14 protein-coding genes are annotated in these 18828 nt (G+C 68.0%); 3 read left to right on the top strand and 11 right to left on the bottom strand.

Translation table 11 applies throughout. The features are described 5' to 3' along the window. Nucleotides 1-96: 96 nt before the first annotated feature. Nucleotides 97-447 (bottom strand): hypothetical protein, encoded by a 351-nt coding sequence (locus tag NQV17_RS25725; RefSeq protein WP_308237109.1) that lies wholly within the window; start codon nucleotides 445-447, stop codon nucleotides 97-99. A gap of 441 nt (nucleotides 448-888) precedes the next feature. On the opposite strand from NQV17_RS25725, the gene NQV17_RS25720 reads away from it, so the two are divergent. Then, nucleotides 889-2025 (top strand): acyltransferase, encoded by a 1137-nt coding sequence (locus tag NQV17_RS25720; RefSeq protein WP_257774388.1) that lies wholly within the window; start codon nucleotides 889-891, stop codon nucleotides 2023-2025. A 57-nt stretch (nucleotides 2026-2082) separates the two neighbouring features. Here NQV17_RS25720 and NQV17_RS25715 read toward each other — a convergent pair whose 3' ends face one another. From NQV17_RS25715 to NQV17_RS25705, 3 genes are all read right to left on the bottom strand, one after another. Continuing rightward, nucleotides 2083-2673, bottom strand: coding sequence for a class I SAM-dependent methyltransferase (locus tag NQV17_RS25715; RefSeq protein ID WP_257774387.1), 591 nt, complete (start codon nucleotides 2671-2673; stop codon nucleotides 2083-2085). Between the two features lie 352 nt (nucleotides 2674-3025). Beyond that, the gene (gene poxB / locus NQV17_RS25710; RefSeq protein WP_257774450.1) at nucleotides 3026-4747 is read right to left on the bottom strand and encodes a ubiquinone-dependent pyruvate dehydrogenase; all 1722 of its coding nucleotides are present in this window, start codon (nucleotides 4745-4747) and stop codon (nucleotides 3026-3028) included. A gap of 257 nt (nucleotides 4748-5004) precedes the next feature. After that, nucleotides 5005-5532: an Lrp/AsnC family transcriptional regulator gene (locus tag NQV17_RS25705; RefSeq protein ID WP_124487053.1), complete on the bottom strand. Its 528-nt coding sequence runs from the start codon at nucleotides 5530-5532 to the stop codon at nucleotides 5005-5007. Nucleotides 5533-5696: 164 nt separating this feature from the next. Between NQV17_RS25705 and mdeB the strand changes: the two genes are divergently transcribed. Next, nucleotides 5697-8423 carry an alpha-ketoglutarate dehydrogenase gene (gene mdeB / locus NQV17_RS25700; RefSeq protein WP_257774386.1) on the top strand — a complete coding sequence of 909 codons (2727 nt, stop codon included), beginning with the start codon at nucleotides 5697-5699 and terminating at the stop codon, nucleotides 8421-8423. A 60-nt stretch (nucleotides 8424-8483) separates the two neighbouring features. Here the strand turns inward: mdeB and NQV17_RS25695 are convergent, their stop codons facing one another. The 3 genes from NQV17_RS25695 to NQV17_RS25685 form a co-directional block, all read right to left on the bottom strand. Continuing rightward, the gene (locus NQV17_RS25695; protein WP_257774385.1) at nucleotides 8484-8957 is read right to left on the bottom strand and encodes an RES family NAD+ phosphorylase; all 474 of its coding nucleotides are present in this window, start codon (nucleotides 8955-8957) and stop codon (nucleotides 8484-8486) included. Next, the gene (locus NQV17_RS25690) at nucleotides 8954-9457 is read right to left on the bottom strand and encodes an antitoxin Xre/MbcA/ParS toxin-binding domain-containing protein (protein ID WP_257774384.1); all 504 of its coding nucleotides are present in this window, start codon (nucleotides 9455-9457) and stop codon (nucleotides 8954-8956) included. Before NQV17_RS25690 ends, NQV17_RS25695 begins: the two co-directional genes overlap by 4 nt. Nucleotides 9458-9567: 110 nt before the next feature. Beyond that, nucleotides 9568-10068, bottom strand: coding sequence for an Lrp/AsnC family transcriptional regulator (locus tag NQV17_RS25685; RefSeq protein WP_124487057.1), 501 nt, complete (start codon nucleotides 10066-10068; stop codon nucleotides 9568-9570). A gap of 191 nt (nucleotides 10069-10259) precedes the next feature. On the opposite strand from NQV17_RS25685, the gene NQV17_RS25680 reads away from it, so the two are divergent. After that, nucleotides 10260-11276, top strand: coding sequence for a 1-aminocyclopropane-1-carboxylate deaminase (locus NQV17_RS25680; protein WP_257774383.1), 1017 nt, complete (start codon nucleotides 10260-10262; stop codon nucleotides 11274-11276). 48 nt (nucleotides 11277-11324) lie between these two features. Here the strand turns inward: NQV17_RS25680 and NQV17_RS25675 are convergent, their stop codons facing one another. From NQV17_RS25675 to NQV17_RS25660, 4 genes are all read right to left on the bottom strand, one after another. After that, nucleotides 11325-14378: a hybrid sensor histidine kinase/response regulator gene (locus tag NQV17_RS25675; RefSeq protein ID WP_257774382.1), complete on the bottom strand. Its 3054-nt coding sequence runs from the start codon at nucleotides 14376-14378 to the stop codon at nucleotides 11325-11327. A gap of 61 nt (nucleotides 14379-14439) precedes the next feature. After that, nucleotides 14440-15123, bottom strand: coding sequence for a response regulator (locus NQV17_RS25670; protein WP_257774381.1), 684 nt, complete (start codon nucleotides 15121-15123; stop codon nucleotides 14440-14442). A gap of 224 nt (nucleotides 15124-15347) precedes the next feature. Next, nucleotides 15348-15545 carry a hypothetical protein gene (locus NQV17_RS25665; protein ID WP_257774380.1) on the bottom strand — a complete coding sequence of 66 codons (198 nt, stop codon included), beginning with the start codon at nucleotides 15543-15545 and terminating at the stop codon, nucleotides 15348-15350. Nucleotides 15546-15732: 187 nt separating this feature from the next. Beyond that, nucleotides 15733-18741 carry a hybrid sensor histidine kinase/response regulator gene (locus NQV17_RS25660; RefSeq protein ID WP_257774379.1) on the bottom strand — a complete coding sequence of 1003 codons (3009 nt, stop codon included), beginning with the start codon at nucleotides 18739-18741 and terminating at the stop codon, nucleotides 15733-15735. Nucleotides 18742-18828 lie beyond the last annotated feature (87 nt).

The following is an 18828-nucleotide window of genomic DNA, read 5'->3' as shown; positions in this document are numbered from 1 at the left end:
TGCGGGCGGACGACACGGCGACCGGCGATCGGGCGGCGGATCGGACAAGCCATCAAGGAACGAACGACAACCCACGAGCAACAACCGTTCCCAGCTTCACCCCGCGTTCGGCCCGACATGCAATCGGCGCGCGACCGGCCCGATCACCGCATCGGCCTGCTGCGCGATCAGCAGGTGCAGCGTGAAATCAAGGTCTTCCGGCGAGATGTCGAAGTGCACATGGATCACGTCGCGCACGGTACGCGCGCTGACCACGTACACGCCGAGCGGGGAATGCAGCAGCGCCGCGAGCCGGGCGGGCGCGCGTTCGCCGGAATCGGCCGTCAAGGTGACGGGCAACTGCAGGCGCGGGCGCGGCGGCGGGAATGGCACGACGGTGCCGCGGGCGCCGGCGCGCAGCTGGCGGACGGCGACGTCGGACCCGGGGACGGAGTGGATGAAGGTCATGGCGCGGACGGCGGGCGTCCCGGTTGTTGGACACATCCCGAGCTTAGAAGGCGCGGCATAAAGACCGTGCAAAAAAACGGGATCGCGGTGCAAAAAACGGCATGCCGGAAGATCGGCACGCACCGCCCCGGTTGCGCCGCCGGCGCCCCGTCAACGCTGACAGGACAGCTGCCCGCGATCCGCCGATAAACTGTGTGCCGCCTCGACGTCCGGCGTCTGGCGTCCGGCGTTCGCGATACCGGAGGTCGCTTTCATTGCACGCACGCTCGACGCGCTTCCAGGCGGCCCGCCTGCATGGCGTGCGTGCCGCCCCGATCCGACGGAGTCCTGCTTGAACCTACGACACATCACGTTGCTCGTCACGCCATCCGGCGCCGGTCCCCGTTCGCGCGACGCGTGCCCGGCCGCGCTGCCGGCACGCGCGGAACCGGGCCGGCCGCAATGAGCGCCGGGCCGCGCAACGCGCGGATCGACATGCTGCGCGGCGTGTCGATCCTGCTCGTCCTGCTGCATCACTTCAACATCCCGTATTCGCTGCGCGACACGTCCGTCGCGCGCATGTTCGGCTGGGACGCGGTGCACGCGGTGGTCCGCAACGGCAACTACGGCGTGACGATGTTCTTCGTGATCTCGGGCTACCTGATCACGTCGAATGCGCGCCGCCGCTGGGGCAGCCTCGGTGCGCTCGACGTGCGCGCGTTCTACGTGTCGCGCATCGCGCGCATCGTCCCGTGCCTGCTCCTGCTGCTCGCGCTTGTCAACGGGCTGGCGGCAGCCGGCGTGCCGATCTTCGCGAACCACGCGCCGCAGGGTGTCGCGGTGTCGTTCTGGCTCGTGAATCTCGCGTCGCTGACCTTCTGGATGAACGTGCTGATCGGCGCGTACGGATGGGTCAACTACGCGCTCGGCGTGTTGTGGTCGCTGTCGGTCGAAGAGGTGTTCTACCTGTCGTTTCCGCTGCTGTGCATCGCCCTGCGCCGCGACGCGCGGCTGTTCGCGTTCTGGCTGGCGATCGCCGCGATCGGCCCCGTGTACCGTTTCACGCGTGCGGGCGACGAAGGCGGGTTTCTGTATGCGTATTTCGCGTGCTTCGACGGCATCGCGATCGGCTGCTGCACGGCATTGCTGGCCGGACGCACCGGCTGGCAGCGGCTCGCGGCCACGCCCGTGCAATGGCTGAGCGCGATCGCGATGATCGGGCTCTATCTCGCCTGGCCGATCGCGCAAAGCCACGTGATCGGCGTGTCCGCGATGGCGCTCGGCACCGCCGTGCTGCTGATCGGCGCGCACGCCCGCGGCGAACGGGCACCGGGCCGCGCGCTCGCGCCGCTGCGCTGGAGCGGCCGGCTCAGCTACGAGCTGTACCTGTTCCACCTGATCGCGCTCGGCGCGCTGCGCACGGCGTGGCCGCCCGCCACTCTGCACGGCGACGGCAAGCTCGTGCTGCTCGTCGCGTATCTGGTGTTGTCGGCCGGATCGAGCGCAGCCATCGCGCGCGGCTATGCGACGCCGCTCGACCGCTTCATCAGGCGGCTCGCAACGCGGCCTGCGGCGCGCGTGCCGGACGCCGCAACATGAGCCGCGACCGACGGCCTCCGCAGGGTCGATGAAAGGAAGCGTGTCACGATGCGGGCATCACGCCACCTGTCCGATGGCGGCCCTGCGCATCGTGACGATGCGCGCGGGCGGAATATTTGCCCACACGATCCGGCTGGCATCGGCAACAAATGCCGGATCGCGCAGCGGGTGACGCTCGGGCACGCGCAGGTCGTAGGTGAACTGGATCATCACGCCGTCCACCGACAGCACACGCTCGCACTGCCCGACGATCGCCGCCACGTCCTCGCGCGGCAGCGTGCGCAGCGGCAGGCACGACACGATCGCGTCGACACGCGCATCGGGCGGCAGCAGCCGCTCGAGCTGCCGTGCATCGCCCGATACGATCGAGATACCGGGAAAGCGCCGCCGCAGATGCTGCACGAACGCCGGCGCCCGCTCGACCACGACGAGGCGCCCTGGCGCGACGCCGCGTTCGAGCAACGCGGCGGTGATCGCACCGGTGCCGCCGCCGAGCTCGACGACGAGCCCGTCGCCGTCCGGCACCGCATCGGCCATCTCGCGCGCCAGATGCCGCGAACTCGGGCACAACGCGCCCACCGCGGCCGGGCGGCCGACCCACTCTCGCACGAACAGTGCCGAGACACGCAACGCATTCGGCCAGATCATCGGCCAACCTTGCGCGGTTGCGCCATCAGCTTCGGCGTGCCAATGACTGCCTGTAACAGGGCTACGACGCCACGGGGCTCTTTCACGTGCATCCTCCTGAACAAATCCGTCCGCCACGCACGCGCGGCGCTCCATCGATTCTAGGAAATGCAAACTTAAGGCGACGTGAAGATTGTCCCTGATTGCGCCGCCACTGCCGGACGTGCAATCGACGGCTTCCCGCTCGGCGGTCGACGCGCCGCCGAAGCTGCGCGGGATACCGCGCGCCGACGATCGTGACCTGCCGCAGGGCCGTCTCGATCGCCGACGGTTCGCCGCTCGACGGTTCGCGACGCCTCACCGCCTCACCGCCTCACCGCAGATTGGTCCGCGCCAGCTCGACGATCTCGTCGCCGCGCCCGCTGAGGATCGCGCGCAGCATGAACAGGCTGAAGCCCTTCGCATGCGCGAACTCGATCTTCGGCGGCATCGCCAGTTCGTACTTCGACGTCACGACGTCGACGACCGCCGGCCCGTCGTGCGCGAATGCGGTGCGCAGCGCGTGCTCGACGTTCTCCGAATGCTCGACGCGCACGCTGAAGATCCCCGCGCCCTTCGCGATCGCCGCGAAGTCGGTCGGGCTCAGGTCGACGTTCGTGTCGAGATAGCCGGCCGCCTTCAGCTCCATCGACACGAAGCCGAGCAGGCTGTTGTTGTAGACGACGATCTTGATCGGCAGGTCGAGCTGGCGCGCGCTCAGCAGATCGCCGAGCAGCATCGACAGCCCGCCGTCGCCCGACAGCGACACGACCTGGCGCCCCGGATGCGCGCCCTGCGCGCCGAGCGCCTGCGGCATCGCGTTCGCCATCGAGCCGTGATTGAACGAACCGTGCAGCTGGCGCTTGCCGTTCATCGTCAGATAACGCGCGGCCCACAGCGTCGGCGTGCCGACGTCGGCCGTGAAGATCGCGTCGTCGGCCGCGACTTCGTCGACGATCTTCGTCAGGTATTGCGGATGGATCGCACGGCCCGGCGGCTCGGCCACCGCGAGATCGTCGAGGCCCTTGCGCGCGGCCGCGTAATGCTTCAATGCGTTCTCGAGGAAGCGCCGCTGCGTCTTGCGCGTGAGGCGCGGCAGCAGCGCGGCGATCGTTTCCTTCACGGTGCCGACGAGCCCGAGCGCGAGCGGCGCGCGATGGCCGAGCTGCGAGCCCTTCCAGTCGATCTGCGCGACCTTCGCATTCGTCGGATAGAACGGCCGGTACGGGAAGTCCGTGCCGAGCATCAGCAGCGTGTCGCACGATTCCATCGCGTGATAGCCGGAGCTGAAGCCGATCAGCCCCGTCATCCCGACGTCGAACGGGTTGTCCCATTCGACGAACGGCTTGCCGCGCAGCGCATGCACGACCGGCGCGCCGAGCGTGTCGGCCAGCGCGACCACTTCGTCGTGCGCGCCCTGCGTGCCGCTGCCGCACAGCAGCGTGACTGCGTCCGACCCATTGAGCAGCGCCGCGAGCCGGTCGAGATCGGCGTCCGCCGGCAGGATCGACGGCGGCGCCGAGTCGCTCCACGCGGGCGCTTCCTCCGGGCCGTCGCCGAGCGCGATGTCGCCCGGCAGCACGATCACCGCGACGCCGCGCTCCTCGATCGCGGTGCGCATCGCGCGCGCGAGCACGCGCGGGAACTGCGACGCGTTCGTCACGAGTTCCGCGAAATGGCTGCATTCGCGGAACAGGTCCTGCGGATGGGTTTCCTGGAAGTAGCCGAGGCCGATCTCGGTCGACGGAATGTGCGCGGCGATCGCGAGCACCGGCTGGTGATTGCGGTGGCAGTCGTACAGCCCGTTGATCAGGTGCAGGTTGCCGGGGCCGCAGCTGCCCGCGCACACCGCGAGCCGTCCGGTCGACGCGGCATCCGCGCCCGCGGCGAACGCCGCGCTTTCCTCGTGCCGCGTATGCATCCAGCGGATCGAGCCGATCTGGCCCAGGCTGAACGACAGGCCGTTCAGGCTGTCTCCCGTCACGCCCCAGATGCGCTCGACGCCCGCTGCCGCCAGCGACTTCGCCAGGTATTCCGCCATCGTCTGTCTAGCCATCATGCCCTCGCTCGTCGATCGGTCGTCACACGATTGAATCGGCTCCGGCAGCCGCCTTCGCCGCTGACCGAACGAGCATACGCGATCGTGTCGCGCGGCGTCGTGAAGATGCGGGCGCCCCGCGCGGTAACGCGCAGCGACGCGCAGCGACCGGACCTGCGGCAGTCCGCCCCTTTCGACGGCGTCGGGCAATCGTCGGCGCGTTGTCGCCGTTTCGTCTGAAGCCTGAGACCGGACGGGGCGCCGGCGCCCCGCGCTCAGCCCCAGTCGGACGCCGACTCGTCCGGATCGACGAGCGTCAGCCCGGCCGCCGGCAGCGGCAGCGCGGTCTTGTAGCGCACCTGCTTCAGCGCGAAGCTCGACCGGATGTTCGACACGCCGGGAATCGTCGTCAGCCGCTCGATGATGAAGCGCTCGAGCGTGCGCATGTCGGGCATCACGACGCGCAGCAGATAGTCGGCATCGCCCGACATCAGGTAACACTCCATTACCTCGGGCCGCTGCGAGATCGCCTCCTCGAAACGCTGCAGCGCATCCTCGACCTGCTTCTCGAGGCTGACCTGGATGAACACGTTGATCCGCAGCCCGAGCGGCTCGGGATCGAGCAACGTGACCTGCTGGCGGAACAGCCCGAGCTTCTCCAGCGCGCGCACGCGATTGAAGCACGGCGTGGCGGACAGGTTCACCGCGCGCGCGAGTTCCGCGTTCGTGATGCGCGCGTTCTGCTGCAGCTGGTTCAGGATGCCGATGTCGATGCGGTCGAGCCGACGCGGGTTTGCGCTCATGGTCGAAATATTCCGGAAGAGTGGCCACAACCGGAATATTTACACTATCCGCAACCGAAATCCCAATGAAATCAGACGCATATTTTGCGGATCGGCGGGTAGCATGATCCGACCGATTGCCACTGATTGCGCGCCGCTCCGAACCGGCGCGCGGGAGACCTGCGATGACGGACCTGTCGAACGGAATCGACGCCACACGGCGCGCGGGCGCGGCTCACGCCGACGCCGACCCGGAAGAAACCGCCGAATGGCTGGAAGCGCTCGACACCGTCGTCGCGCACGTCGGCAAGGAACGCGCGCAGTACCTGCTCGGCCGGCTCGCCGCGCATGCGCACACCCGCGGGCTCGCGGCGCCGCGCGGCCCCGTCACGCCGTACCTGAACACGATCGCCGCGCACGAACAACCGCCGTATCCGGGCGACGCCGAGCTCGAGGAACGGCTGTCCGCCGCGCTGCGCTGGAATGCGCTCGCGATGGTCGTGCGCGCGAACCGCGCATACGGCGAACTCGGCGGCCACATCGCGAGCTACGCGTCGGCGTCGGACCTGTTCGAGGTCGGCTTCAACCATTTCTTCCGTGCGGCGCCGGCCGACGCAGGCCATGAAAGCGGCCCGGGCGGCGACCTCGTGTACTTCCAGCCGCATTCGTCGCCGGGCGTGTATGCGCGCGCGTATCTCGAAGGCTTCCTCACCGAAGATCACCTGAAGCACTACCGTCGTGAAATCACCGGGCCCGGGCTGTGTTCGTATCCGCATCCGTGGCTGATGCCGGATTTCTGGCAGTTCCCGACCGGCTCGATGGGCATCGGCCCGATCAACGCGATCTACCAGGCGCGCTTCATGCGCTACCTGCAGCATCGCGGGCTCGCGAACACCGCCGGCCGCACCGTGTGGGGCTTCTTCGGCGACGGCGAGATGGACGAGCCCGAATCGCTCGGCGCGCTGTCGCTCGCCGCGCGCGAAGGGCTCGACAACCTCGTGTTCGTGATCAACTGCAACCTGCAGCGGCTCGACGGCCCGGTGCGCGGCAACGGCCGCGTGATCGACGAGCTCGAAGCGCTGTTCGCCGGCGCCGGCTGGAACACGATCAAGGTGCTGTGGGGCTCCGACTGGGATCCGCTGTTCGCGCGCGATCACGCGGGTGCGCTCGCGCGCGCGTTCGCCGACACCGTCGACGGCCAGTTCCAGACCTTCTCCGCGAACGACGGCGCGTACAACCGCGCGCGCTTCTTCAGCGGCGACCCCGCACTCGAAGCGCTGGCCGCGCAGCTCACCGACGCGGAAATCGACCGCCTGCGCCGCGGCGGCCACGATGCGCGCAAGCTGCACGCCGCGTATGCGCGCGCGCTCGCCCATCGCGGCCAGCCAACCGTGATCCTCGCGAAGACGATGAAGGGTTATGGAATGGGCACGGCCGGCCAGGGGCGGATGACCACTCACCAGCAGAAGAAGCTCGACGTCGACGACCTGAAGGCGTTCCGCGACCGTTTCCGGTTGCCGCTGTCGGACCACGACGTCGAGCAGTTGAAGTTTTACAAACCAGCGGAAGACAGCCCGGAAATGCGTTACCTGCATGCCCGCCGGGCTGCCCTGGGAGGCTATCTGCCCAGAAGGCGGATGGCGGCATCGAAGGGGCTGACCGTCCCTTCGATGCCGGCCTGGGGTGCGTTTGCGCTGGAGGCGGCCGGCCGCGAGATGTCGACGACGATGGCGCTCGTGCGCATGCTCGCCGCGTTGATCAAGGATCGCGACATCGGTCCGCGCGTCGTGCCGATCGTCGCCGACGAGGCGCGCACGTTTGGCATGGCGAACCTGTTCCGGCAGGTCGGCATCTACTCGCCGCTCGGCCAGCGCTACGAACCCGAAGATCTCGGCTCGATGCTCTATTACCGCGAGGACACGCGCGGCCAGATTCTCGAGGAAGGGATTTCGGAAGCCGGCGCGGTGTCGTCGTGGATCGCCGCCGCGACCGCGTACAGCGTGCACGACCTGCCGATGCTGCCGTTCTACATCTACTACTCGATGTTCGGCTTCCAGCGGATCGGCGACCTGATCTGGGCGGCTGCCGACCAGCGCTCGCGCGGCTTCCTCGTCGGCGCGACGTCCGGGCGCACGACGCTCGGCGGCGAAGGGTTGCAGCACCAGGACGGCAGCAGCCATCTGGCGGCGTCGACGATTCCGAACTGCCGCGCGTACGATCCGGCGTTCGCGTACGAAGTCGCGACGATCGTCGACGCCGGCATGCGCGAGATGGTCGAGCAGCAGCGCGACGTGTTCTATTACGTGACCGTCATGAACGAGAACTATGCGCAACCGTCGATGCCCGACGACGATCAGCGCACACGACGCGAAGGCATCCTGAAGGGCATGCATCGGCTGCCGTCGGCAGTGAACGCGACCGCGCGCGTGCAGTTGTTCGGCGCGGGCGCGATTCTCGGCGAGGTGCTCGCCGCGCAGCGGATGCTGAAGGACGACTGGAATATCGATGCAGCCGTGTGGAGCGTCACGAGTTTCAGCGAATTGCAGCGCGACGGGATGGAAGCCGAACGGCTGTCGCGGCTCGGCGACGAATCGGCATCGTCGTATGTCACGCGGATGCTTGAAGGAACGCACGGCCCTGTGGTCGCCGCGACCGATTACGTGCGTGCGGTGCCCGAACTGATCCGCGCGTACGTGCCGCGCCGCTACGTGACGCTCGGCACCGACGGATTCGGCCGCAGCGACACGCGCGACGCACTGCGCGCGTTCTTCGAAGTCGATCGCGCGAGCATCGTGCTCGCCGCGCTGAAGGCGCTGGCTGATGACGGGGAACTCGATGCGACTATCGTGCGCGACGCGGGCGAGCGTCTCGGCAAGACCTCGTATCCAGGCGTCGCTCCATGGCGGCGCTGATTGGACGACGCGATCGAGCGGCAGCCGACGACAATTCGTTGACCGAAACAATACGTCCGGCTAGCCGAACAGGCGAGGATCCAGCGCGAACGCTTCCTTGCTGATCACTTTCACACTTGAAGCAAAATCCGCATGCAGCGGGTTCAGCAGCAAGTTGAAGTCGGTCGGGCAGACGACGGACGGTACGCGCATCGCCAACTGCTCGCCCGCTTCAAGCCAGGCCTGCCCGATTCGGGCGGTCGACTCCGGGTCCTGCGACAGTACTGCCCAGTCCTCCGGCAGGTCCGGCTGGTACGCGTGGTCATGCACGGTGTCGGGCACTTCCAGCGTCACCAAATAAAATCCGCCTGCAGGAAGCAAGCCGGACATATGGACGAGCGCCTCGAGCAACGACGTCGACGCATGGCAGCAGGTATATAGCACTCGCATGCCGCGCGGATTCCAGCGGCCGCCTGCGATCGCCGCGCCGTTCCCGCTCAGGTCGTCGGCCAGGTAGTGCCCCTTTCGTTCTTTCGCGAGACGATACAACCTCACGCGCCGACCCCGAACTGGGCACGGTTCAGAATGTCGCGCACCCGGTCGTAGCCGGGCTGTACGTCGAGCACTTCGAGCGGCTTCAAACCGTCGAGCTCCGCGTTCGCCCGGTTCATCCACGCCGCTGCGCGTTCGCCGTCCTCAAACAGTTCGGTGGCCAGACCCCGTACATAGAGCACGCGCGCAACGCGATCGGATTCGCCTTGCGACAACCGGTCGTGTTTGGCAATTTTCCGCAGAATGGTCGAGCTGGGCAGGCTCAGCGCGCTCAAGAGGGTCTGAACCGGCACGCCGAGCAATTCACGCGCGACGCGCTCGACGATGACCGCGTCGAAACCCTCTGCAATCGCGCGCCGCTGCGACATCGGCGCCATCCGGGCAAAGGTGTCGAAATCGCCCTTGGCGGCGCCCAGGCCGTTCGAGCTACTCGCCTGAGGCGCGGCGCGGGGCGCGTCAGCCCGCTTGGCCGACTGACGGGCCGCCGGTGTGGTTGCCACCATGGAGACTCCCAAATGGGTTAATTGGAACTCTCATTATATACCCTCAATCGGGAATTTTCAATCGACCAAACGGCATATCCGTAACCACGGGCAATCGACGGCTCTCCGCGCTAAACCGGCAGCGCATGCGTCGACAGAATCTCCTTGAGCACCATGAACGAGCGCACCTGCCGCACGCCGGGCAGGTACAGCAACTGTTCGGCATGCAAGCGATTGAAGCTCTCGTTGTCGCGCGTGCGGACCAGCATGAAGTAGTCGAATTCGCCGGTCACCACGTGGCACTCGACGCACCCTGACACCTTCTGCGCAGCCTTCTCGAATTCGGCGAACGCCTCCGGCGTCGAACGATCGAGCACGAAGCCGATCACGACCAGCATCCCGGCACCGAGCGGCTTCGGATCGAGCAACGCGACGATGCCGCGGATCAACCCCATCTCCTTCAGCCGCTCGACGCGCCGCAGGCATGCCGGCGCGCTCAGCTTCACCTTCGCGGCGAGGCTCACGTTCGAGATCGACGCGTCCTGCTGCAACTGCCGCAGGATCGCGCGGTCGATGCGATCGAGCGCCGGCGCGGCATCGGCGGGGGCGGCGCTGCTGCGATCTAATTTCATTGCGTCTCCGATGAATTCCGCGATCCAAAATTAGCTACTTCTGCCTTTTTACATCGATAACGTAGACGCTCGTCATTTATTTCGCAAGCTCATTTCTCTGCGTCCTGCCTATCATCTTTGCATCGGGACACGGCGCACCGGCCGCACGCGACCGATCCGATTTCCTGCCCACCATCTTTCGGAGACTGTCGATGAACCTGCAACGTTTCCCCCGTTATCCGCTCACGTTCGGCCCGACGCCGATCCAGCCGCTCAAGCGCCTGAGCGCGCATCTCGGCGGCAAGGTCGAGCTGTACGCGAAGCGCGAGGACTGCAACAGCGGCCTCGCGTTCGGCGGCAACAAGACGCGCAAGCTCGAATACCTCGTGCCCGACGCGCTCGCGCAAGGCGCCGACACGCTCGTGTCGATCGGCGGCGTGCAGTCGAACCAGACGCGCCAGGTCGCGGCCGTCGCCGCGCATCTCGGGATGAAATGCGTGCTCGTGCAGGAACATTGGGTGAACTACGAGGATCCCGTGTACGACCGCGTCGGCAACATCCAGCTGTCCCGAATGATGGGCGCCGACGTGCGGCTCGTCGCCGACGGCTTCGACATCGGCATTCGCCGCAGCTGGGAAGAAGCGATGGAGAGCGTGCGGCAGGCGGGCGGCAAGCCGTATCCGATTCCGGCCGGCTGTTCCGAGCATCCGCTCGGCGGGCTCGGCTTCGTCGGCTTCGCGGAAGAAGTGCGCGCGCAGGAAGCGCAGCTCGGATTCAAGTTCGATTACGTCGTGGTCTGCTCGGTCACGGGCAGCACGCAGGCGGGGATGGTCGTCGGCTTCGCGGCCGACGGACGCGCGGATCGCGTGATCGGCATCGACGCGTCGGCGAAGCCGGAGCAGACGCGCGAACAGATCACGCGCATCGCGCGGCATACGGCCGAACTGGTCGGCCTGGGGCGCGACATCGGCGAACGGGACGTCGTGCTCGACACGCGTTACGGCGGGCCCGAATACGGATTGCCGAGCGACGGCACGCTTGAGGCGATTCGTCTGTGCGCGCGACTGGAAGGCATGCTGACCGATCCCGTCTACGAAGGGAAATCGATGCACGGGATGATCGACAAGGTGCGCCTCGGCGAATTCGAACCGGGGTCGAAGGTGCTGTATGCGCATCTCGGCGGCGTGCCGGCGTTGAGTGCGTATGCGGAGATCTTTCGCAACGGGTGATGAACCGGCACGCGCGGCGGGCGCGTGCCGCCGCGGCGCGCCGAAACCCTAGGCGCCCCGCTCCCCGCTATCGAGCAACAAGCGCGCCAGCGCGGCGTCGATCTCTTGCCGGAACCCGGACCAGCAGCGCTCGACCGCACCGATATCGCCTTCGTTCGCCGCGCGCTCCATCCGGGCACATGCGTCGCTGGCAGCGATGTCGCCTATCAGTGCGAAACCGCCGCGCATCGAATGCAGTTCGACCTTGACCCGCTCGAGATCGCCGGTCGCGAGCGCATCGCCGATCGCCGCCAGCGACTTCAGGGTTGCGTCGTTCAGGGTGTTGCGAATCTCGATCGACACGCGGGTCTGATCGTCTCCCTCGTCGGCAACCGTGACGGCGGCAAATTGGCGTGCCGCCTGCCGGCGCAGCACCGCATCAAGCGCCTGAATCGACAGCGGCTTGAGCACGACCTCCGCCACGCCGGCCGCGACGCACCGACGGTAATCGTCATCGGTCGCATGCGCGGTCATCGCGATCACCGGCACCGTCGAACCCTGCTCGTGAAGCAGCCTCGCCAGCGCGAAGCCGTCGAGCTCGGGCATGCCCAGATCGGTCAGCACGATGTCGAACGGATGGGCGAAGTACGCACGCATCGCTTCCGCACCGTTCGTCACGATCGTCGCGTCGTGACCGAGCACGTCGAACTGATCCTGCAACAGCGCGCGACTCGCCGGATGATCCTCGGCGACCAGCACGCGCAGCGGCTCGCCGTCTTCGTGCGGCGGCGGCGCGTCGCCATCGTCATCATCGTCGCCACCGTCGCGACCGTCGCGACCGTCGTCTCTGTGACCCGCGACCGGCGCCGGCAGCGCCGCGCACCAGCCGGCCGGCGCCGCAGGCAACGGCAGCGCGGCGACGAAGGTCGTGCCTTCGCCGAGCCGGCTGGCGACGCTCAGCTCACCGCCCATCAGCTTCGCGATGCGCTGGCACAGCGGCAATCCAAGCCCCGTGCCGCCGAAGCGCCGATAGATCGACGCGTCGGCCTGGATATACACGTCGAACAGCGTCGCCATGCTGCCCTCGGGAATGCCGACGCCCGTATCGCTCACGGCGATCTCGACCCCGTACCCGCCCGCGCCGGCCGGCGCGATGCGCGCGTCGATCGTCACGTCGCCGTGCGTCGTGAACTTGATCGCGTTGCTGACGAGGTTCGCCACGAGTTGCTGCAGCCGCACCGGATCGCCGACGTAGCCGTCGGCGAGTTCGGGCGCCAGCCGGCACGCGAGCGTCAGGCGCTTCGCTTCGGCAAGCGGCCTGAAAATCGCGGCGACGTCGCGCAGCACGCCGCGCAGATCGAACGGAATATGCTCGAGCGCCATCTGGTTCGACTCGGCCTTCGACAGGTCGAGCACGTCGTTGATCACGCGCAGCAGCGCATCGGACGACGACATGATCGTCGCCAGCCGGCGCCGCAGCGGCGTCGGCATCGCCCCGCGCTCCATCAGCTCCAGATTGCCGATGATCGCGTTGAGCGGCGTGCGGATCTCGTGGCTCATCGTTGCGAGAAACGTCGATTTCGCGCGGTTCGCCTGCTCGGCGGCTTCGCGCGCTTCGCTCAGCGACGCCTCCGCCTGCTTGCGGGCCGTGATGTCGAGCAACGTGCACAGCAGCACGTCGATCCCGCGATACTTGGTGCGCACGATGTGCGCGTCCAGGTACACGGTATCGCGCCCGCGGCGCTCGACGGGCAGCTCGTGCGTGACGAGCGCGCGGGCGCCGCCGTCGCGTGCGCCGTCGCGGTACGCGCGCCACAGGCGCTTGCCGAGCGGCTCGCCCGCCCCCTCCCGGTCGTACGCGAGCATCGCGTCGTTGCGCACGATCGCTTCGCCGTCGGCCAGCGACAGCAGCACGAGCCCGGCCGGCGCCGTGCGGATCAGCGTCCGGTTGAGCGCCTCGCTCTCGATCAGGCGGATCGCGCGCCGGTTCGCGACGCGCAGCGCGCGCCGGTCGAACGTGACGATCGCGAACCACAGCACGGCAATCGCGAACAACGCGCCGCCGGCCGTCAGGCTCGCGGATGCGGCGACTGCCGCCAGTACGCTGCGCCACGAGAACGTCGTCACCAGCACCAGATCGGTGTCGGGCAGCGCGTCGCCGATCACGAAGCGGCCGCCGATGCGGCGCGCGGCCGCGCGCTCGCCGTGCGGATGGTTTGCCTCTTCGAGCGCGTACGCGATCATCTTGCGATCGGACGACTGGCCGCCAAGGACGTCGCCGTCCCGATCGACGAGCGCGTAGCTGCGGTCGATCTCGTGCGACGCGAGCAAATCCTCCGTCTGTGGACGGGCGTTGAACATGAACCAGCCGACGGGCCGGCCGGCCGCGTCGCGAAACGGCTGCGCCACGCGCAGCACCGTGCGCCCGAGCAGCGGATCGAAGCGTGCGTCCACGAGCGTGCCGCTGTCGCCCGTGCGCGCCTGCGGCAGCGCGCTGTCCTCGCGCGGCATCAACGCATGCCGCAACGTCGCGACATCGAAGCCGGGCGGTAGCGCGAGCGCTCGCTGGGCGAGTTCGCGACCCACCACGCCGAGAAACTCGCCATTCAGCCCGATCACGTAGCCGCTCAAGCCCGCATGCACGGTTTGCGCGGTCGGCAGGATCGTCACTTCGGCCTGCCGCAATATGATCGCCAGATACGCGGCATAACTCTCGGCCGGATGGGCCGGCGTCACGTTCGCGAGCGCGACGAACGTCGGCTGCCCGCCGCGCCCGCGGTACACCAGCTTGCCGCCGTCGGCCGCGAAGCGCGCGAGCACGTCGGGCGACGCGTAATCGCCGCGCCGCCACAGCAGCTCCATGTTGTCGACGTAGCGGTTCAGCAGGACCTTCGTCACCTGCAGCTCGGCCTGGAGTTCGGCCTTGCGCCCGAGGAAGGCCGAACGCGACCGCGCCAGATAATCGTGGACGTCGAGCCGCATCACGAGCAGTGCGCACAACAGGATGAACGCGGTGATCGCGGCGCCGCCGCCGTACAGCAGCGCCTGCTGCTGGCGCCGGACGCGGCCCGGATCGAAGGGTTTGCCGCCCATCGCGGCGTGCCGTTTGAGTTTGTCTGGCATGCGTTCGGGTGATGAGGATGACGGGCGTGCCGCGCGTGGCCGGCGCGACCGGCCGACCACGCTATTCGTGCGCGCCCGGTGTGCCCGGCGCGGGCGACGTCGACGGGTCGGGGAGCTTCCCCTCGTCGGCATAGCGAATCAGGTCGGCATCGCGGACGATGCCGAGCTTCTTCATCGCACTCGACTTCTGCGAGCTGATGGTCTGCTTGCTGCGATGGAGCTGCGCGGCGATCTCGCCGACCGTGTAGCCGGCGCAGAACAACCGCACGACCTCGATCTCGCGCGTCGTCAATGCACGGGCGATCGGCGTCGTGTCGATGTCCTGCAGCAGCTGCTTGACGTGCGGCGACATGTAGTTGGCGCCGACATAGGCCGCATGCACGGCGCCGATCAGGTGCGAGATCGCGTCGGACTTGCTGAGGATGCAGCTCACGCCCTGCCGGTGAATCGCATACAGCACGCTCGGATTGTCGATCATCGTGATCGTCACGATATGCAGCGCGGGAAAGCGGCGCTGCAGGAACGACAGCAGCCCGAGGCCGTCGCCGTACTTGCCGCCCGGCATCACATAATCCAGCACCAGCACGTCGCTCTGCTGTGCATCGAGCGCGGCGACCAGATCCGTCGAATTCGATACGGTGCCGACGAGCCGGATCGTGCTGTTGCCCTGAAGCGCCTGCGACATGCCGAGCGCGGACGCCGGATGATCGTCGGCCACCATCACGCGCACAAAGAATTCGTCCATGTTCCTGTATCCCGAGGCTTGCAGTCATGCATCCGGTTTCCCGCCGCGACGACGAGCATGCTCGCACCATCGCGTCGACGACTGGCCGTGATTGGCGCGCCGGACAAAAAGTGACTCGATTTTAAGATAATTCCCGAAGCGCTTCCGTCTGGATCGAACGCACGTCGGTCCGTTGCGCGCGACACGGCGGCAAGGTCACGGCGCGCAGCCCGCAGGAGGAAGCGCTACGGCCGGCCCGAATCGCCCGGCAGATCGGGCGAGTTGTCATCCGTCCTGCTCTTCCATTCGTTGATCGCGCGTCGTTTCTGGGCCGGCGACATCAGCAGAAACTCGTTCATCAGCGTCAGGAATTCCCGGCGGCCCTTCTCGGAAAGCGCGGCGAACTCGAGCAGCAGTGCGAATATCTTCCATGCGTGACGCACGGCGTTCCCCTCCTAGGTTGATGTGAAATGTGCCGTGCGGCGTCCGCCGGCATCCTGCCTGTTCCATTTCGGGCCGCGACAAGGCGCTTCCCGCGTTTGTCGCGTTTGTCGCGTTTGCGGCATTTGCCGCATTTGCGGCGGTCGCGGCATTCGCCGCGTTCACGGCGGTCGATTGCTCGACGACCGCTTATTCGTCACGCAGCGCCGTCGCGCGCTCGGCAGGCCGCCGAAGCCACGGCGCGGCGCTGTCGTGCTGCGCGAGCGCGGCGCGCAGATGCGTGAGCGTCACGGGCTTCGTCAGGACGCGCCGCACGCCGGCCGCCGCGCAGCGGCGCATACCATCCGGCGTCAGGTGCGACGTCACGACCAGCACGTCGCAACCGGCTGCGCTGCGCGCAGCCTCGGCCAGCACGTGGGCGCACATGTCGGGCAGGTCGGCACCGATCAGCAGCACGTCCCAGCCGCCGCCGGCCAGCGATTCGAGCGCGGCACGCCCCGACCCGACCTCGGCCGCCGCGCAGCCGAGCGCCTGCAGCTGCTCGCGGAAGATCGAGCCGTTGACCGCGACGTCGTCGGCGACCAGCACGCGCAATGCACGGCCGCCGCCAAGCGGCATCGCGCGGTCGTTCGGCGGCGAGGCGTGGCCCGACGAAACGTCGCCCGACGACTCGTCATCGGCCAGCGCCGCATGCAGCCCGCCGAGCGAATAGCTCGACACGCGCACCGTGCCGCCCGTCCGGTACGGTTCGAGCGGGCCGTCGCGCGTCGCGAGAATCAGCGGGGCGCAGCCGCGCAAGCGGTCGAGTTCCGCATGCGACCAGGCATCGGGATCGCCGAACAGCACGACCGGCCCGGCCACGCCGGCCGGCAGGCGCGACGGACTGTCGTACACGTCGACGTCGAATCCCCACGCACGCAGATGCGGCAACGCGAACGCACGCCACTCGGGATCGGCGGCGACGAACGTCAGCGCACGCGTGCGAGCCGGCCTGCCCGACGCGGCGACCTCCACGCCGAGCGGCAGAAGAACCGTGAAGCAACTGCCGACGCCCAGCTCGCTCGCCACCTCGATGCGGCCGCCCATCGCCGCGACGAGCCGTTGGCACAGCGCGAGCCCGAGCCCCGTGCCGCCATAGCGCCGCGTGATCGACGAATCGACCTGCGAGAACGCGCTGAACAGCTTGTGCCGATGCTCGGCCGCGATGCCGATTCCCGTGTCCTCGATCGCGACCGACAACCCCGGCGCGCCTTTGCCATCCTCGACGACCGCCACGCGCACGGTCACGCGGCCCGCGCTCGTGAACTTGATCGCATTGTTCAGCAGGTTGCCGAGTACCTGCGCGAACCGCGTCGGATCGCCGCGCATCGGTTGCGTGTCGGCTGCGTCGACTTCGCAGAACAGTTGCAGCCCCTTCGCCTTCGCGATCGGCGCGAACGCGCTCAACTCGCGCGCGACGGCCGCGATCGCGTCGAACTCGATCGACTCGACCTGCATCGCGCCGGCCTCGATCTTCGAAAAATCGAGAATGTCGTTGACGAGCGCGAGCAGGCTCGTCGCCGACGTGCGCAGCGTGCCGACCCGGCCATGTTGTACCGCGTCGAGCGCCGAGCGCTCGAGCAGTTCGAGATTGCCGAGGATCACGTTCAGCGGCGTGCGGATTTCATGACTCGTCGCCGCGAGAAACGACGATTTCGCGGCGTTCGCCGAGTCGGCCGCGCGCACGGCCTCCTCGAGCTTCTGCATCAGTTGATGCTTCGCGGTCGTGTCCGCGACCGCGGCAATCAGCACGTCCGTCCCCTGATAGCGCGCGCCGCATGCGATGAATTCGAGGTGCAGATGCGCGTCCTCGCCGCCGCCCAGCACGAGATCGTCGTGCAGCACGCCGTCGCCGCCGCTCGCGACGTGCGCCTGCCACGCGGCGGCCACCTGGTTCGACAGCGCGTGAAAGTCGCCGCCGAACCGCGCGACCATCTCCCTCAGCGCGGGGCTCGCGAGCAGGAAATGTCCGTCGTCGCGCGCGATCAGCCCGAGCCCGATCGGCGCCATCTCGATCACGCTGCGGCACAGCGCCTCGCTGTCGAACACGCGCTGCGAACGCGCATAGAGCGGCGCGAACTCGCGTCGGTGAAAACGCAGCAGCAATCCCCACATGACGGCGAGCGTCAGCAGCGTTGCCGCCAGCAGCGTGCCGGCCGAACGCGCGACGCCGGCCGCGACGTCGGCCCACGACAGCGCATACGCGAACGTCCAGCCGGTCGATTCGAGCCGGCCGTGAAACAGCAGGAAGCCGTCGCGGAACACGGGGGCCCCCGACGACGCGCGACTGCGCCACGGCGCCAGTTCCAGCAGGCGCGCGGTGCTGCCCACATCGCCCGCGACAGGATCCATCGCGACGAGCCGGCCGTCGGCGGTCGTGATGTAGAACGCGCCGCCGGGGCGGTAATCGGCCAGCCACGACAGCAGGTAATCGGGGGAATACTCGGTCACGAGCACGGCGAACGTCCTGCCGTTGTCGCGCGCTTCGGCCGCGATCCGGATGCGCGGCTGCCCGGACACGGGATCGGTGAACGGCGGCAGCCAGCGCACGTGTGGCCGGGCGTCGACGATCGGCGGATACGCGCGCTCGAAATCGATGTGCAGCGCATCGAGCACGCGGGCGCGCGCGTCGGGCGATGCCAGCGCGGGATCGTCGGGATTCCGGTTCGGCACCAGCCCGAACATGCCCGTGCGCGTGCTGTAGTGGTAACCCTCCAGCGTGCGCCCGCGATTGATCGAACTCGCCGCGCAGATGCGCGACAGCAGCACCGACAGCGACAGGTAGCGCGCCACCTCGGCGCGATCGCCGGTTCGCCCGGGCACGCCGAGCACGAGCGACGGATGCGGCCGGACTGCGACGCGCTGGCCGTCGCGGAAGAACGCGTCGACGTCCGACGCGGGCGCGCTATCGGCTTCGCGCCAGATCAGCTGCGCGTTCGCGACGCCGTTGCGGAACGACGTCTCGCTCACCTGGATCTCGTTGAGCGTCTGCTCCAGCCCGTTCAGGTAGTTGCGCCGTTCGCCCTCGACATGGCCCGAGATGATCGCCACCATCCCGAGACCGCATGCAATCAGGACCAGGATCGTAACGACGATGCCGCCACCGAACACCGAAATGCTCAGATAGCGGCGCAGGGATTGAAGCGGACTCTGCGGCATGACGAGCGACGAGCACCGCGGCGCCGAACGATGCCGATCCGGATCGCACGATGTTGCGGGAACTCACCAGTGGAAACGTGAAATGAG

The organism is Burkholderia sp. SCN-KJ (assembly GCF_024656005.1).
Taxonomy (GTDB): Bacteria; Pseudomonadota; Gammaproteobacteria; order Burkholderiales; family Burkholderiaceae; genus Burkholderia.
The sequence above is the reverse complement of the archived record's forward strand: the minus strand, read 5'-3'. Positions and strand labels throughout refer to the sequence as shown.